The sequence below is a fragment of the Thalassospira sp. CH_XMU1458 genome, from assembly GCF_037027205.1.
Lineage (GTDB): Bacteria > Pseudomonadota > Alphaproteobacteria > Rhodospirillales > Thalassospiraceae > Thalassospira > Thalassospira tepidiphila.
In genome coordinates, this window is sequence record NZ_JAYMDW010000002.1 from 746,663 (window position 1) to 763,391 (window position 16,729).

Consider the following 16,729-nt stretch of genomic DNA (forward strand, 5'->3'; position numbering starts at 1 on the left):
ACCACCAGTCAGCAGGACCCCTGGCCAATCAGCTTTCTTTGCGCTCGTCCAAAGGTGCCATATCGAAACCTATACTGAAGATGCACCCGCTATGCTCTTTGGGTTGCGTCAGTTTTACCTTGGTCTCGTGCCGGGCGGCGATTTCCTTGACGATGGAAAGTCCCAGTCCACATCCCTCGTCATATCCGGCATCATTGATCCGATAGAACCGCTTGAAGACATCCTTGCGATGTTCGACCGGAATACCCGGTCCATTATCTTCGACGGTCAATATCACCTTGTTTTTGGCAGTGTTCTGTTCAAGCCGAACGGTCACAGCGCTGCCACTTGGGCAGTAAGTCAGTGCGTTATGGACAAGGTTTTTAAGCAACTCTTCAATCAAGGTCGCATCACCCATAATCCACGCAGGATCGGTGATCCCCTCATATCCAAGGTCAATGCCACGTTCGATTGCGACCGGAACTTTTGATCCGGTTACCGCACGGGTAATTTCACACAGATCGATCTTGTCAAATGGTCGGCCGGCAAGGCCTTCGGGTGCGGCACGTGCCGATGCCAGCAACTGATTGGCCAGATGTGATGTCTGCCGGGTCGAGGCCGCGATGGTATCCATGATCTGGTGGATTTTCTCGGGATCCTTTTCACGCTGACCAAGTTCGGCCTGGGTTCGAAGTGCGGCCAAAGGCGTTCTAAGCTGATGCGCTGCATCTGCAGTAAAGCGTTGCATGGTCTTCAGGCTGTTTTCCAACCGGCCAAAAAGCTGGTTGATAGCGCCCACCAGATGGCGCACCTCGATCGGCACATCGTGCAAAATCGGTCTGAGATCACTCGGAGAACGGCGATTGAGCGCCTCCTCCAGGCGGGCCAGCGGCTTCAGGCCCTGACCGATCCCGAACCAGACGATCATGGCGGCAATGACAATCAGCAAGATCTGGCGCGCCGCGGCACTGGCAAGAATATCCTCGCTAAGCCTTGTGCGGGTTCCCATGGTTTCGGCAACCAGCACATGAAAACGGGTCGCTTTGCGAACACTCGCCACATAGCGTGAAAGCGCGCCGATCCTGACCGTCTCGCCGTTATAAACCGCATCATAGAAAACCGGTTCTTCACGCAAAGGCAGGAACTTCTCAGGCACCGGCGGCAGATCTTCGTAGCCTGTAATGAATTCGCCCTGCGCAGTACTGACCTGATAGAAAACCCTGTCTTCTGCCGCACTTGTCAACATCTCAAGTGCAACATAGGGAACGTCCACCTCGATCTTGCCACCAATCAAAACAACACGGTCAGCAATGGCTAATGCAGAACTTAAAAGTGCGCGGTCAAATGCTTGGTTTGTCGAATTAACCGCGTTACTACGGACTTCAAGCAGCATCAGGGAACTGACCACCAAAAGCGGGATCAGCAGCGATATGACAAGCCTGCGCCGAAGCGATCGATTACGCCATTTCATGTTTTTTTCAACAGATAGCCAAGACCGCGAACGGTCTGGATTTTTACATCGGCCGCCTCGACCCGTTTGCGCAATCGACTGATATAAAGCTCAACCGCATTGGCACTGATATCGTCTTCAAACCCGGCCAGCTGATCAACGATTTGCTCCTTGCTCAGAACATGACCGACCCGCATCAACAGGATTTCAAGGATATTAAGCTCACGCTTTGGAATATCGACATCCGTGCCATCAACGGTTACCCTCCGCGCCACTGTATCGAAACTGAGCTTCCCACATTTAAGCTGGGTATTATGCGTCCCGGCATTACGCCGCATAAGCGCCCTCACCCTTGCTTCAAGCTCTACCAGCTCAAACGGTTTGGCCAGATAGTCATCCGCACCAAGATCAAGTCCCTTGACCCTGTCTTCGATGTCACCGCGCGCGGTCAGGATCAGAACGGCACTTTCTGCGCCGCGATGACGCAAACGTTTGAGGATCTCGAGCCCGTCAAGTTTCGGCAGGTTCAGATCAAGTACCACCAGGCCATATTCCTGTGTGCGCAGAACGTCGTCAGCTTCCTCGCCATCGGCAATCACATCGACCGCATAGCCAGACTGTCGCAGGGATCCTGCAATTCCATCTGCCAGTGCGGCATGATCTTCGACAACAAGGACTCTCATTGTTTGCGCGACTTTTCCCTGATAAACCTCGACAGAGGTAATTTCTATTCTGCCATTTTCCCGGCAAAGGCATTCAAGAACAAGCGATATCCTCGCCCCGGCACCATATGCCAATGACCATCCGTGACACAGAGTATTGCAGCATGATTTCGGGCCGTATCTGTATTGGTTTATGTTTCATCGCCCTCGCGATGCAAGTTTCTTCTGCGATGGCCGAAGTTTTCACCTATCCAGCATTGCGTTCGTCCCAGGCATCCGATCCAGAACAATCACTGCTGACCAGCACACAACCGATGGCCGTTATCTATGGCTCCGCCGATATCGGTGCCTTTGTCCCGGTGATCGAAGCCTTTCAGCAAGACAACCCGTTTATTGGTGTTGAATACCATCAGCTGCAAACGCTTGAGATGTATGACATTACCCAAAGCCAGCGCGCCAACGGTGAACCAACGGCGGACCTGATCATCAGTTCCTCGATGGATCTGCAGATGAAACTGGCCAATGACGGATATGCCACATCCTATCAAAGCAGTGAAACAGACGCTTTACCCCATTGGGCGCGCTGGCGCAACGAAGCCTTCGCCGTAACGCAAGAACCCGCCGTCATCGCCTATAACCGCGAGTTTTTCCGCGAAAACGAACTTGAACCGCCCAGAACCCGCGAAGACTTTATCCGGCTGCTTGTCAACCACGACGAGTTGCTGAGTGAAAAAGTCACGACCTATGACATTGAACGCAGCGGTGTCGGCTTCCTGTTTCTGGCGCGCGATGAACGATTTTTCCCCGGTATCTGGGATTTTGTCCGAATTCTGGGTCAGGCGAAGGTAAAGCTTTATTCCAATACCTCTCCGATGCTTGAAAAAATCGCATCCGGTCAGGTGGTGCTTGGCTATAACCTGTTGGGATCGTATGCGGAAACCTTTACCCAACGAAACCCGAACCTTGGCGTCATCCTGCCGGACGATTTTATCGTCGTTTATTCAAGGATTGCCATCATCCCGCGTGGCGCACGCAACCCCGACCTTGGCGGTCGGTTCCTTGATTTCATGTTGTCGATCAAGGGCCAAAGCGTATTGCAAAATGAAGGCAACTTCAACCCGGTACGCGCCGACGTTCCGCCCAGCACATTCTCTTCGCTGATCTTTGACCGGTATGGCGAACGCGTGCGCTCCTTCCCGGTCGGCCCGGGATTGCTGGTTTACCTTGATCAGGCCAAGCGTCAGCGATTCCTGCGCCGCTGGCAGGATGCACTGCTGAACCGCCGGTAGCGCACCCTGCCGATCAAGTGCCTTTTAAGACTTCGCACTATCGGGTACCGGACGACGATCAGGACCGGTATAGTTCCAGATCATCCGGCGCGGGATTGGTCCCTTGTTGCGGCCACCCTGTTGGGTTTGTTCCCATGCATGGGCAAGAATGCCCACCGACCGCGAAAGACAAAACAGCCCACGCGCCAATTCCGGCGCAAATCCAAGTTCGGCATAAATAACTGCCGTTGCACCATCGATATTCATCGGGATCCGCTTGCCTTTACGCGCCAAAAGCTCTGCCTCGATCGCGCTGGCAATTTCGCCATACCGCCCCGACACATGACCGTCCTGTGCTGCAGCGCTTACGAGTGCCAAAAGCCGTGGTGCACGCGGGTCAACCGGGTGGAACCGATGGCCAAAGCCCGGCACATGTTTGCCATGCTCAGCGATTTGATGATCAAGGCCGTCTGAAACCGCCGCGGCCATATCCTGTCCGGCATCCATGCGTGCTGCGATATCATGATAAAGGGCAACTGCCTGCTCGCCCGCCCCGCCATGCACATCACCCAACACATTAACCGCACTGGCCATGGCATTGTTCAGACCAACGCCACAAGTTGCCGCCATACGGGCAATGGCGATGCTGGGGGCTTGCGGCCCGTGATCGACGGCCGAAACAAGCGCTGCTTCAAGCAGCTTGGCCTGCGGGGTCGATGGCAATTCGCCGCGTGTCATCAACCAGATCATGGTCGGAAAACTGATATTGCCAATCAGATCCTCAATCGCGTAACCGCCATAATGGATTTTGCCTGGCTCCATATCGATGATGCCGGTCTGCCACCAGTCGCGCACTTCGTTTTCAACGTCTTCAACGGTTTTCGAACTCACAGCACGCCCTCCTTGGCAAAGTTATCGATTTCATCATTGGAAAAGCCAAGCGACGACAGAATGTCCTGATTGTCTTGTCCAAGTTCCGGCGGCGGTGCACTCACCGACGGTGCATCACCATCCATTTTGATTCCGGTTCGAAGGATGCGGATATCCCGATCAGCGCCTGGCACATTCTCAAACGACGCCAGCATCCCGCGATCAGCAATCTGTGGCAGCGAAAGCGCCTGTGGCACGGTCAGAACCGCACCGGCCGGAACACCAACGGCGTTAAGCTTTTCAACCCAGTAATCGGTTTCTTGTCTAACCAGCACTTCTTCAAGCAGTTCGGTCAAAGCCGATCTGTTTTCGAGCCGTTCCTTGCGCGACACAAACCGCGGATCCTTGATAAGCGTTTCAAGACCGAGAACACCACACAGAGCTTCGAACTGTTCCTGCTTGTTTGCGGCAATGTTGATCTGGCCATCTGCCGTGGCAAAGGCACCAGATGGTGAAGACGTGAAGTTGTCATTACCATTGGCTGTCGGCTCCTTGCCGGCAATCAGATAGTTCGAGACCACCCAACCCATCGTGGCAATCACCGATTCCAGCATCGAAATATCAATGAAACTGCCCTTGGCATCCTTGTTTCCCATGGCCCGCCCCGCCAACGCTGAACTGATCGCAAAGGCCGCTGTCATGCCGCCAATGGTATCGGCCATCGGATACCCGACGCGATAGGTCCCTTTGCCTTCCTCGCCAGTGATCGTCATAATCCCCGACAAGCCCTGGACAATCTGGTCATAGGCAGGAAGCTTCTTCATCGGGCCACTCTGGCCAAAGCCGGAAATCGCGCAATAAACCAGCCCCGGATTCACCTTTGACAGCACATCATAGCCAAGTTCAAGGCGATCCATGACACCCGGACGAAAGTTCTCGACCAGAACATCGGCTTTGGCCACGAGCTTTTTGAGGATTTCCTTCCCACGCGGGTCCTTAAGGTTCAGCGTGATCGAACGTTTACCGGCGTTTTGTGCCATGAATGAAACGCCCATCAGCTTTTCATTGAGCTCCATGTCGGCACCCAGCTGGCGGGCAAGATCGCCACGCCCCGGCGCTTCAACCTTGATGACATCCGCCCCCATATGGGCCAGCTGGTGACAGCAAAACGGTCCGGCCAACACATTGGTCAGGTCAAGAACCGTTATTCCGGAAAGAGATTTTGGTCCACTCATGGTTATTTCCTAAATTCTGTCTGGTAGAATTATGTTCCATTATATAGAATTTTAAGCTTGGACAAAATGGTCTTGGCGCTCTCACTGCGCCAAATCAGAGCACGAGACGGATTTAACCATGTCAGAACAAAACGTTACAGCGGTTGAGCGCGCCTTGGGAATTCTTGATGCCTTCACCGATCAGGACCATGACCTGTCGCTCAAGGATCTGTCCGAGCGTACCGGAATGTATAAAAGCACCATCTCGAGACTGGCGGGAACGTTGGAGTCTTGTGGTTTTTTGATGATTTCCGGTCGTGGCCGCTATCGCCTCGGCCCGGCACTTTGGCGTCTTGGCTCCATTTACCGGCGATCATACGGCATGGACGATATCGTCCGCCCACACCTTTCGATCCTTGTTTCAGAAAGCGGTGAAACCGCGTCCTTTTACGTGCCCGAAGGCGCCAATCGCCTGTGCCTGTTTCGCGAAAACTCCCCAAGCAGCCTGCGTCATCATCTTGAAGAAGGCGCTATTCTTCCTTGTGAATTAGGGGCTGCTGGCCACGTCATCCGCGCCTGGGGCGATGGCGTCGATGACCGTTCGTTACAGGTCCTCGAAGACAGGTTTGCCCTGAGCGAAGGTGAACGTGATCCGGATGTTTCGGCGATTGCCGTACCGGTACTGGATCGCCAGAACCACCTGCTCGGTGCACTTGCCCTTTCCGGTCCGATCAGTCGGTTCACCCCGGAAAAGCGTCTCAAATGCCTGGCTTCGCTGCAATCACGTGCAGCGGATTGCGGTAAACGCATGTCTTCATGATTACAAACTGCCGCCCATCTTTGCCGTTAACGCATAAATCATATGAACTTTTTTCACCCATTTTTTGCCAATGACAGGTTGGTGACAGGTTTGGCTGTTACCGTCCCGCCACTGCCGATCCGTGAGTCATAAATTGGCCCCGGAACAAACAAGAAGAAAATTCGGCAAGGGAGGTCAGGTCAATTTCCGGGGTCAGGTGGGCATTCATGCCTCTGAAAGCGGTGTTCGGACTCCCCTTGCTGGTGCTTTGTTCCATTGATCGGCTTGCCACTATTCGGGTGGCTGGGAAATTGCTTTAGTGTCTGGAGGAGACCCTGATGAACAAACTGTCGATGTTCTCGCGTCGCGGATTTATCGCAGCAGCCACGGCTGTTGCTGTTTCGACTGCTGCATTTGGTGCAATGGATGCCAAAGCTGCAGAAATCGACGAAATTCACTTCGTCATTCCAGGCGGCGCAGGCGGCGGCTGGGATGGCACGGCACGTGGTACCGGTGAAGCCCTGACCAAATCGGGTCTCGTTGGCACCGCGTCCTACGAAAACATGTCGGGCGGCGGCGGCGGTAAGGCGATTGCCTACATGATCGAAGCTGCTGATCGTCTTGACAACACCCTGATGGTCAACTCCACCCCGATCATCGTGCGTTCGCTGACCGGTGTCTTCCCGCAGTCTTTCCGCGACCTGACCCCGATCGCAGCCGTTGTTGCTGAATACGCAGCATTTGCTGTTCCGGCTGACAGCCCGTATCAGTCCTTCACCGACGTTGTTGACGCGGTCAAAGCTGATCCGTCTTCGGTCAAGTTCGGTGGCGGTTCGGTCCGTGGCGGTATGGACCACATCGTTGCAGCCTATGCTGTTCAGCAGGGCGGCGGCGATGCCAAACAGGTAAAATACATTCCGTATGACGCAGGCGGTAAAGCAATCGCTGGCCTTCTGTCGGGTGAAACCGAAGTTCTGTCGACCGGTCTGGGTGAGCTGCTTGAACTTGCCAAGGCAGGTCAGGTTCGCATTCTGGCTGTAACCTCGAAAGAACGCGTTGAAGCTGCTCCGGACGTTCCGTCGCTCGGTGAACTCGGCATTGATGCTGAATTCGTCAACTGGCGCGGTTACTTCGGTTCGCCGTCTCTGTCGGCTGACAAAGCGGATGCCTATGCTGCGATCCTCAAGGACGTTCAGGCAACCCCGGAATGGGAAACCGTTCGTACCCGCAATGGCTGGGAAAAAATCTACAAGCCGCGTGCTGAGTTTTCTGCCTTCATGGAAAATCAGGAAAAGGTCGTTGGCGACCTGATGCGCGACCTTGGCTTCCTGAAATAAGCCGTTAATACACAAGTAAAAAGACCTCCGAAGGAAACCACGCCATGTCCATCAATCGCGACAAATTCGGCGCGCTGCTATTTCTTTGCCTTGCGCTGATATATGGCTTCTATGTCGATGACATCCCGCTGCTGTTTGGCGACGAGGATGCCCCGTTCAATGCCAGAACCCTCCCTAACGCCCTTGCATGGTTGCTTGGTGTGGTTTCCTTCATCCAACTGATACTGCCGACCAACAAAGAGGCCGGCAGCCTCGAACACGCTTTCCGCGGCCTTAAGTGGAAACGCGTTGTTATCCTGGCGGCACTGATGGTGTTTTATGGCCTGACCATCCGCCAGCTGGGCTTCCCGATTTCAACATCGCTCTTCCTGATGGGCGGTTTCTATACGCTTGGCGAACGCCGTCCGCTGGTTCTGATCCTGACGGCTGTCGGTGTCACGCTTGCTTTCTGGGGCTTGCTCTATGCCATGGGCATCTACCTGACCCCGGGCGATTTCTTCTATTATCTCGGTTGGATGTCAAACGATGCTTGAGGGAATTTTCTCCGGTCTTTCGACCGCTGTCATGCCGATCAACCTGTTGATGGTTGCGGTCGGCTGTTTCGCAGGCACCTTTATCGGGATGCTTCCCGGTCTTGGCCCAATCACTGCCATTGCCCTGATGATCCCGATCACCTACGGGTTTGATCCGTCCACCGGCCTTATTCTGATGGCGGGCGTGTATTACGGGGCAATCTTTGGCGGCTCGACCTCTTCTATTCTGATCAACGCGCCGGGTGTTGCCGGAACGGTTGCAACCGCCTTTGACGGTTACCCGATGGCCCAAAAGGGCCAGGCTGGCAAGGCACTGGCCATTGCCGCCTACTCGTCTTTCTCTGGCGGTACGATTGCTGCGATCTTCCTGCTGGTTGCCGCACCGGCACTGGCATCAGTTTCGTTGTCGTTCCAGTCGGGTGACTATTTCGCACTGATGGTGCTTGGCCTGACGGCTGTGTCTGCCTTTGCCGGCAAGGGACAGGTCCTTAAGGCGATTACCATGACCCTGTTCGGGATCATGCTTTCGACCATCGGCACGGATCCGGCGGCTGGCGTTGCCCGCTTTACCTTTGGCAGCATGGATCTTGTGGACGGCATCAGTTTCCTTTTGCTGGCCATGTCGACCTTTGCCCTTTCCGAGGCCCTGCTCTCGATCCTGCGTCCGACCAAGGACACCCGTTCCGAGGAAGAAAAGGCGCTTAAAAGCCTGGGCTCGATGAAGCTGTCGAAGGAAGAAGTCAAGATCATGATCCCGGTCATCGGCCGTTCGTCGGTTCTTGGCTTCTTTACCGGCGTTCTGCCGGGTGCCGGTGCAACGATTGCATCCTTCCTTGCATACGGCATGGAACGCAATATTGCCTCGGCCAAGGAAAAGCTCGGCTTTGGCAAGGGTTCTATCCGTGGTCTTGCGGCGCCTGAAACCGCAAACAACGCTGCGTGTTCTGGTTCCTTCGTACCGCTTCTGACCCTTGGTATTCCGGGTTCGGGCACCACGGCTGTGATGATGGGTGCTCTGATTTCCTATGGTGTTCAGCCAGGTCCGCGTCTGTTTGTTGAACAGCCTGACGTGTTCTGGTCGGTGATCATTTCGATGTATATCGGCAATATCGTGTTGCTGGTTCTGAACCTGCCGCTGATCCCGTATATCTCGCGTCTTCTGGCCCTGCCCCAGCAGCTTCTTGTGCCGTTCGTTCTGTTCTTCTCGCTGGTTGGTGTCTATCTGGTGACCTTTAACACCATGGACATCCATATGATGGTGATTGCAGCTGCAATCGCGATCGGCCTGCGTCTTTTGAACTATCCGATGGCGCCGATGCTGCTTGGCTTCATTCTGGGCAAGATGATGGAAGAAAACCTCCGTCGTGCACTGGCCATTAGCGACGGTTCCATTTCGTTCCTTTGGGAACGCCCGATCACGCTGGTGATCCTGTTGATCAGCATTCTGTTCCTTGCAGCCCCGTTGATCGGCAATCTGCGCAGCTGGTTGGCAAACCGCAAATCAGCGCTTCCCAATGATGGTGAACTCTAAGATCTGCCTCTGAGCGACGTGAAGGATATTGGTAATGCGGTTTCTTGATAATCTGTCGATTGGTCCCAAAACCCTTTTGGTTCCGGTCTTCCTGATGATCGTCATTGTCGCGATGGGGATTGCCACCGTGGCAACCCTTGAAAGCGAGAAAGACACCCTTACCAGCCTTCGCGTTGAAGCCTATGAACGGCGATCCGATGCGCTAACACTCAGCAACGCCCTGAACGAGGCGCACGGATCGCTGTTTCGTATCCTGACCTGGGACTCCAACGGCATTAATGCTGCTGTTGTACCCGATCTTCGCGAACAGGTCGCCAAACTCGAAGAAGAACTCGCCCCCCTTGCCCAGCGTCTTGCCGCTGTGGGTGGTGATGCCTTTACCGAGAACTATGCGAAATACATGGAACAGGTGAACCAGTTCCTTATTGAAAGTGAAATGAACATTTATGGCGCGCTGGAAGTCATTGCCCAGGCAGATGAAACCTTCCAGGCCCTTCAGGCGCCGCTCAACGATATCCTTGCCCAATCGCATGAAATTGCCACCACCTCGTTTGCCGATGCCTATGCGCAGGCTGAAGCCCTGCAGCGTGTCTTTGTCATCGTTGCACTGATTGTTGTGGTTGTTGCGGTTGTCGTGTCTGTCTTTGTCTCCCGGCGCATTTCACGGCCAATGACCGACCTTGCCGAATTAATCGAACAAATTTCAAATGGCGATCTTGATGTGAGTGTTCGCGGCGGACAACGCGCTGATGAGATTGGCAAGGTTGCGCGCTCTGTCATGGTGCTGCGGGATCAGTCGAAGGAAGCAGAAGTCCTGCGTCAGGAACGCGAACGCGTGCGTGGCCTTGAAAGACAGCGCCAGCAGAACCTGATCGACGCCACCAATCATTTCCAGCGCGTCGTTCAGGAAGCCCTTTCCGGGTTTGATCAGGAATTCAGCTCGCTCAACGGATCTGCCAGCGACATGGAACAGATTGCAACCCTTGCCAGCGCACGGTCAGCCGACGCGAACCAGCATTCCGAGCAGGTTCTTCATCACATCGAAGCTGTTTCCCAGACGACCGCAAGCTTGTCCGAGGCCATTGCTGAAATAGGCCAACAGGCCCAGAACTCGGCCGAGGTTGCCGGACGTGCACGTTCCGAAAGCGAACAGTCACGCGCCCTGTTTGAACAGCTGACCAACGCCACCCAACGGATCGGTGATATCGTCAGCCTGATCGAAGACATCGCCAACCAGACCAACCTGCTTGCCCTGAATGCCACGATCGAGGCCGCACGCGCCGGCGACGCCGGTAAGGGCTTTGCCGTGGTCGCGGGCGAAGTTAAAAACCTCGCCTCCCAGACCGCACGCGCGACCGAAGATATCGCAAGTCAGGTCGAAGAAATTCGTGGCCTTACCGACAACGTGGTCAATGCCTTGCACGGTGTTGCCGATGTGATTGGCGAGGTGGATCAGTCGGCCGCTGCCATCGCTGCTGCCGTTGAAGAACAACAGGCCTCTACAGCCGGTATTTCCGACAGCATTCAGGATGCCAATGGCGGTATGCGGACCGTGGCCGAGGCGGTTGGCGCACTAGATAACGAAACAGCCCGCGTGCATAACGGTTCTGCAAACGTAACGCGCGCCACCAGCACATTGAATGACGAAGCGACCAAACTGCGTAACGCAATTGATGGCTTCCTTGAACAAATCGAGAAGAACAAGGCCGAAGCATAATGACGAGAACACCGGATGGTCGCTCAGGCGCCCATTGGATCAACCGACTTTCCGGTGTTTTGACACCCCAGTTTTTCAAAAAACTGTCGATTGCTTTGGGGATTGGCCTTATGGGCGGCTTGATCGCCCATTTCATCAATATGCCTCTGGCCTGGATGATGGGCCCGATGCTCGCTACGTTTGTCGCAAGTCTACTGCGCGTACCGATGGGTGTCCCGATGCAGTTTCGCTCTGGCATCCTTGGCGTCATCGGTATTTTCCTTGGCGCATCCTTTACCCCCGATACGCTTGATCAGGCCGCAAAGTGGCCGATCAGCATGATCGCGGTTCTGCTGTATGTTCCGATCATCACATTCGTGATCACATGGTTCTATTCCCGCATTGCCCGCCTGGATCCGGCGACAGCGCTGTTTTCGGCAACACCGGGTGGTCTGACACCGATGGTCGTCCTTGGGGCCGCGGCTGGTGGCAATGAACAGGAAATCGCCCTGACGCAGGGTTTGCGTGTTTTGCTGCTGGTGATGTCGGCACCGCTGATTGTTTTGATGATCACGGGCGTTGTGGCAAACGGCCATGGCGATAGCCAATCGGTTCAAATGACACTGAATGAAGGCCTTCTGACCGCAGGTTGCGCGATCATCACAGTTCTGGTCTTTCGCAAGCTGCGCATCCCGGCGGCCTATATGACCGGTGCGATGGCGGCTAGCATGGTGTTGCACGTATCGGGCATCGTAGAGGGTAACCTGCCCGACTGGTTGCTTGCTGGAAGCCTGTTGATCCTCGGCTCTGCCATCGGCAGCCGGTTTTCGGGCGTCAAGATCGCCGTCCTTGTCCGTCTTGCGGGCTATTCGGTGCTGGCAACCTTTGTTGTCCTGGCCTTTACCGGTGGGGTTGCATGGTTCGTATCGCAATGGCTGGATCTTGATTTCATTGCCGTATTGCTGGCCTTTGCGCCGGGTGGCGTTGCTGAAATGTCATTGATTGCGCTGGCCCTCAATGTCGAACCGAGTTTTGTCGCCTTTCACCATATCGTGCGCATTTTCGAGATCGTGTTGCTGGCGCCACTCCTTGCCAAGTGGTTTCAACGCCACATGCAAAAGAAAGCCGCACGGCAAGATTAATCTGTTTCGGACGCTTCTCTGGTTTGATTAGCCAAACATGTCCTTGGTGATCCCGTCATACCAGGCAACAGATTCCTCAAATGTATGCCGGCGGACATCGGCACTTTCATCGGGTTGGCTGATAAAGGATGAAGTGCTGGCGATCGCGCCGTCAACATTGCCATATTGCGCCCCGACCTTGATCCCGTCATTGGTTTCGACAAGGCTCCAGCACGTATTGAGATAACGCGCTGGAAAGACCCGCGTATCCATCAGATCTGCCATCAGATGCATCACTACCACTTTCGCCTGACTATTGGCCGCTGATCCTGACTTTGGCATAGCGCCTGCGATGGACGCATCACCGATGACAAAGATGTTCTGATCGCGTTTGGACCGCATGCTTTCGGCATCCACCGGGCAAAATCCAGTCTCATCCGAAAGCCCCGCACTGATGGCAATGCGTCCGGCCTGTTGGGCCGGAATGATATTGAGCAACGCACCGCCAAAGGTATCAAAATCAGTCTCCACCGTTCCAGCTTCGACATCGACACCCTTGATACCCCCGTGGATATTGGGCCCATACCATTCCACCATGCCCGGATAGTATTTCTCCCACCCTTCCGCAAACAGTCCCTGTTTGGAGAATTTCTCTTTCGGATCCAGAACAACAATCGTGCAGTCAGTGAGCCCGCGGGCCTTAAGCGTATGGGCAATCATGGAAACACGTTCATACGGGCCCGGCGGACAGCGATACGGATTGGGTGGCGCTACCATCACCACCTGATCACCGTTTTTAAGGCCATCGATTTTTGATTTAAGTAATTGTGTCTGTGGTCCCGCCTGCCAGGCGTGCGGGGCAATTTCCGCCAGCTCCGCCGAATATCCCGGAACACTATCAAATATCAGATCAATACCCGGTGACAGGACCAGCCGGTCATAGGGGATGGTTTCCCCGGTTGATGTGCGCACCTGATGCGCCGTGCGATCAATTTCTTCTGCCCGGGCTGTCACTTTGCGAATGCCGAAATCATTGACCAGTCGATCATAGCCATGCGTGATCGACGCAAAATCGCGATAGCCACCAAGGTACAGGTTGGAGAAAAAGCAGGTCGTGTATTTCTCGGAATCCTCAATCAGGGTGATGTTGATTGCCTCACCGGCCTTTTCCGCCAAATGACGGGCCACCGTTGCCCCACCGGCACCGCCGCCAACAATCACGACATTCTTGCGGCCTTGGGCACGCAAAATGCCCGGCATTGCCATGACACCTGCACCGGCACCGAGAAACTTGTTGAACGTTCGCCTTGTGACATTGCTCATTTTCTTGTTCCTGATCCGTTGATTAACGACGTTTCACAAACTCCAACCTTTAGTCCTTCGTCGAAAAATAGGTCGCAAGCGCTGCCAATTCTTCCATACCAAGGCTTGCCATGATTGCCTGCATCACTGAATTGTCGCGCAGGCGGTATTTGTATTCCAGCATCGCCTCGACAAAATACTCGCGCGGCAAGCCGTCGATCACCGGGATCGCATGATTGGCAGCGTGTCGCTGATGACACGTCACACATTCTGTTGCGAGATAAGCGCCATAATCTGCATCACCTGGCATTGCCAACACCTGTCCGATGGCCTCACCCAATGGCGTGTCCGGTGTCGTTTTCTCCGCACCGGACTCCGCAAACGAAAAGTTCGGGATCAAGAAGATCCCGAACGCAACACACAGCCAAATCTTATCAATGCCCAGCACCCGAAACACGCGCGCCGTCAAAGCCCTGCCACCATCCGTTTCATGATGTTTCCGGTGACAGTCACGCATTAATCGATCCCCTCGGCACCGTTTTCTTCATCACCGTCCGGTGTGACATCAAGAATACGCGCGCGCATCACGATCTCGGCCGGTCCATCGCCACAGTTTTCCATGCAGGGTTCAACATTGGTCGCGAAATTTGGCTCTTCCAGACGATCATCGGGATAGAAGTTCTCTTCGTTGGGCAACGAAATCTCGCTAAAGGTTTCATTGGATAACTCAAAGTCTTCTTCTGTGACAATGTCGTTCAAATACAACAGGTAAGCTGTAATTGCGTAGGTCTGATCCGCACTCAGCGACCGGGCATTACCAAACGGCATTGCCCGATGGACATAGTCAAAAATCGTCGAGGCGAACGGCCAATAGGACCCGATGGTCTTGACCGGACGGTCCGCCGTCAGGGTATCAAAGCCACCCGATAATACCGGCCAGCGTCCCTCGCCTTCACCAAACACGCCATGACACACCGCGCAGTTTTCATCATAGAGCACGCCACCATCGGCCACCGTACCACTGCCGACAGGCAACCCGACACCGTCCGGACGAACATCAATATCCCATGCTGCAATTTCTTCTGGCAGTGCTTCGCGGCCAAGATGATAAACACCATGCTCAGGGATCACTGCATCCGCTGCATTCACAGAAGGTTCCGTTGCTGATGCGGTTTCAACAGGTTCTGATGCCGGTGCGGACTCAGGTTCCGCTGCGGCTTGCTCTGCACTTTCCGAGAAGGTTGCCAGATAGGCGATCACATTGGCAATCTCGTCGTCCTTTTTCAGGCCGGCAAAAGCCATCTTCGTACCTTTGACATAGTCGCGCGGTTTCGCCAGATATTCGGTCAGACTGTCGTGAACCCAAACCAAACCTTCTTCACCGGCCTTGGTCATCGCCTTGGAATATTTGAAATCCTCAAGCGACCCGGCAACGCGCCCGAAGATTTCATTGAGTTCCGGTCCAACCTTGTTTTTGGCCCCTTCACCCACGGCGTGACAGGCGGCACATTTGCGGAAAACCTTTTCGCCGGCATCTGCATCTTGCGCGTTGGCATTGGTTGCCCATGCTGCGCCAAGCAGAACGATGCTTGCGGTAAACTTAAGAAACTTCGACATTTTCCGCCTCTCCGTTCGACTTCAGATACCAGGTCTGGATGCCATTATTGTGATAGATGGAGTTATCGCCGCGTGCCGCGCGCAGGGCGTCCTTGGTCGGCTGAACGTAACCCTGCTCATCAATCGCACGCGATTGCAGATAAAGCGGCGATCCGTCCCAGTTGAATTCGTAGTAGAAGCGATGCAGCGACCGGCTAAGGCTCGGCCCGTCAATCCGGGCATGCTGCCAGTTGCGGCCACCGTCAATCGACACATCAACGCGCTTGATCTTGCCATGGCCAGACCATGCAACGCCGGTAATGATCGTATGGCCGCGGCCATGGGTGATCGGCGCCTGCGGGCTTGGGTTGGTGATAACCGATTTGACATCCATCGCCCAGGTAAACCGCCGTGCACGCCCATCAGGCATAAGATCGGTATATTTCGACGTCTCTTCGCGGAGCTGCCATGGCTTATCGCCGACCTCGATCCGGCGCAGCCATTTCACCCACATATTGCCTTCCCATCCCGGAACGCACAGGCGCACCGGATATCCTTGTTCGGTGCGCAGGGCCTCGCCATTCATTTTGAAAGCAACAAGGCAGTCATCAAGCGCCTTTTCAATCGGGATCGAACGCCCCATACCTGATGCATCGGCACCTTCGGCCAGGATCCATTTTCCGGCTGGTTTAACACCGGCTTCTTCCAGAAGTGTGCGCAGGCGAACGCCGGTATACATCACGTTATGCAGCATACCGTGGGTAAACTGGCAGCCATTAAGCTGCGCGCCACGCCACTCCATGCCAGAGTTCGCCGCACATTCAAGGAAGTAGACCCGGTTTTCACGCGGAAAACGCATCAGATCCTGCATGGTAAAGACAAGCGGCTTGTCGACCAGACCATTGATCATCAGGCGATGCTCGGCCGGGTCCACTTCGGCGACCCCGCTGTGATGACGCTCAAAGCAAAGACCATTGGGCGTGATGATGCCGTCAAGTTCATGCAACGGTGTGAAGTTGATCGACGATATCGGATCGGCGGTCAGCCATGGCACATCGCGACGTACGACATGTGCTTCAAACGGTGACGGCACACCATAAGGTGCGGCATCCACGCCCGGACCGGAATACTGGTTCCAGTCCTTGAGTTCCGTGATCGCCGGATCCGGGGTTCCGGCCGCCAACGCAGCACCGCCACCAATTGCGGCAACCGCCGCCCCACCGGCGGCTGTTAGACCACCCTGAAGAAAGCTGCGCCGACTTGGCACAAAATTCTTATCTTTCTGAGGTTGTTTGGACATGGCTCTTGGTGCCCTCCCTACACATTCGATATTTTATATATATTGAGGCGAAAAATGCCCTGCCCGGTGAT

At 54.8% G+C, this 16,729-nt stretch carries 15 protein-coding genes; 7 read left to right on the forward strand and 8 right to left on the reverse strand.

The window, feature by feature from the left end; translation table 11 throughout:
- Positions 1-28: 28 nt before the first annotated feature.
- Entirely contained in the window at positions 29-1,450 is a 1,422-nt protein-coding gene (locus WBY09_RS10860; protein WP_197147464.1) for a sensor histidine kinase, read from the reverse strand.
- Entirely contained in the window at positions 1,447-2,112 is a 666-nt protein-coding gene (locus tag WBY09_RS10865; RefSeq protein ID WP_008891048.1) for a response regulator transcription factor, read from the reverse strand. Before WBY09_RS10865 ends, WBY09_RS10860 begins: the two co-directional genes overlap by 4 nt.
- 209 nt (positions 2,113-2,321) lie before the next feature.
- Between WBY09_RS10865 and WBY09_RS10870 the strand changes: the two genes are divergently transcribed.
- On the forward strand, positions 2,322-3,380 hold the full coding sequence (locus WBY09_RS10870) for an ABC transporter substrate-binding protein (protein WP_245227857.1): 1,059 nt from the start codon (positions 2,322-2,324) through the stop codon (positions 3,378-3,380).
- A gap of 24 nt (positions 3,381-3,404) precedes the next feature.
- Here WBY09_RS10870 and WBY09_RS10875 read toward each other — a convergent pair whose 3' ends face one another.
- Together WBY09_RS10875 and WBY09_RS10880 are read right to left on the reverse strand one after the other, a co-directional pair.
- Entirely contained in the window at positions 3,405-4,250 is an 846-nt protein-coding gene (locus tag WBY09_RS10875) for a citryl-CoA lyase (protein ID WP_197147463.1), read from the reverse strand.
- On the reverse strand, positions 4,247-5,464 hold the full coding sequence (locus WBY09_RS10880; RefSeq protein WP_197147462.1) for a CaiB/BaiF CoA transferase family protein: 1,218 nt from the start codon (positions 5,462-5,464) through the stop codon (positions 4,247-4,249). The genes WBY09_RS10875 and WBY09_RS10880 overlap by 4 nt, the downstream gene beginning before the upstream one ends.
- 118 nt (positions 5,465-5,582) lie before the next feature.
- Here WBY09_RS10880 and WBY09_RS10885 point away from each other — a divergent pair, with 118 nt between their 5' ends.
- From WBY09_RS10885 to WBY09_RS10910, 6 genes are all read left to right on the forward strand, one after another.
- Positions 5,583-6,263, forward strand: coding sequence for an IclR family transcriptional regulator (locus WBY09_RS10885; RefSeq protein ID WP_197147461.1), 681 nt, complete (start codon positions 5,583-5,585; stop codon positions 6,261-6,263).
- Between the two features lie 317 nt (positions 6,264-6,580).
- Positions 6,581-7,579: a tripartite tricarboxylate transporter substrate binding protein gene (locus WBY09_RS10890; protein WP_197147460.1), complete on the forward strand. Its 999-nt coding sequence runs from the start codon at positions 6,581-6,583 to the stop codon at positions 7,577-7,579.
- Positions 7,580-7,623: 44 nt separating this feature from the next.
- A complete protein-coding gene (locus WBY09_RS10895) occupies positions 7,624-8,112 on the forward strand; it encodes a tripartite tricarboxylate transporter TctB family protein (protein ID WP_336232715.1) in 489 nt (162 codons plus the stop codon).
- Positions 8,105-9,643, forward strand: coding sequence for a tripartite tricarboxylate transporter permease (locus WBY09_RS10900; protein WP_008891055.1), 1,539 nt, complete (start codon positions 8,105-8,107; stop codon positions 9,641-9,643). Before WBY09_RS10895 ends, WBY09_RS10900 begins: the two co-directional genes overlap by 8 nt.
- A 34-nt stretch (positions 9,644-9,677) precedes the next feature.
- Positions 9,678-11,360, forward strand: coding sequence for a methyl-accepting chemotaxis protein (locus WBY09_RS10905; RefSeq protein ID WP_336232716.1), 1,683 nt, complete (start codon positions 9,678-9,680; stop codon positions 11,358-11,360).
- Positions 11,360-12,481: an AbrB family transcriptional regulator gene (locus WBY09_RS10910; protein WP_336232717.1), complete on the forward strand. Its 1,122-nt coding sequence runs from the start codon at positions 11,360-11,362 to the stop codon at positions 12,479-12,481. Before WBY09_RS10905 ends, WBY09_RS10910 begins: the two co-directional genes overlap by 1 nt.
- 27 nt (positions 12,482-12,508) lie before the next feature.
- Here the strand turns inward: WBY09_RS10910 and WBY09_RS10915 are convergent, their stop codons facing one another.
- The 4 genes from WBY09_RS10915 to soxC are packed head-to-tail and all read right to left on the reverse strand — an operon-like array spanning position 12,509 to position 16,658.
- Positions 12,509-13,783 (reverse strand): NAD(P)/FAD-dependent oxidoreductase, encoded by a 1,275-nt coding sequence (locus WBY09_RS10915; RefSeq protein WP_286792496.1) that lies wholly within the window; start codon positions 13,781-13,783, stop codon positions 12,509-12,511.
- A 49-nt stretch (positions 13,784-13,832) separates the two neighbouring features.
- The gene (locus WBY09_RS10920) at positions 13,833-14,279 is read right to left on the reverse strand and encodes a c-type cytochrome (RefSeq protein WP_286792495.1); all 447 of its coding nucleotides are present in this window, start codon (positions 14,277-14,279) and stop codon (positions 13,833-13,835) included.
- Positions 14,279-15,379, reverse strand: coding sequence for a c-type cytochrome (locus tag WBY09_RS10925; RefSeq protein WP_336232719.1), 1,101 nt, complete (start codon positions 15,377-15,379; stop codon positions 14,279-14,281). Before WBY09_RS10925 ends, WBY09_RS10920 begins: the two co-directional genes overlap by 1 nt.
- Positions 15,363-16,658 carry a sulfite dehydrogenase gene (soxC, locus tag WBY09_RS10930; protein WP_286792493.1) on the reverse strand — a complete coding sequence of 432 codons (1,296 nt, stop codon included), beginning with the start codon at positions 16,656-16,658 and terminating at the stop codon, positions 15,363-15,365. Before soxC ends, WBY09_RS10925 begins: the two co-directional genes overlap by 17 nt.
- Positions 16,659-16,729 lie beyond the last annotated feature (71 nt).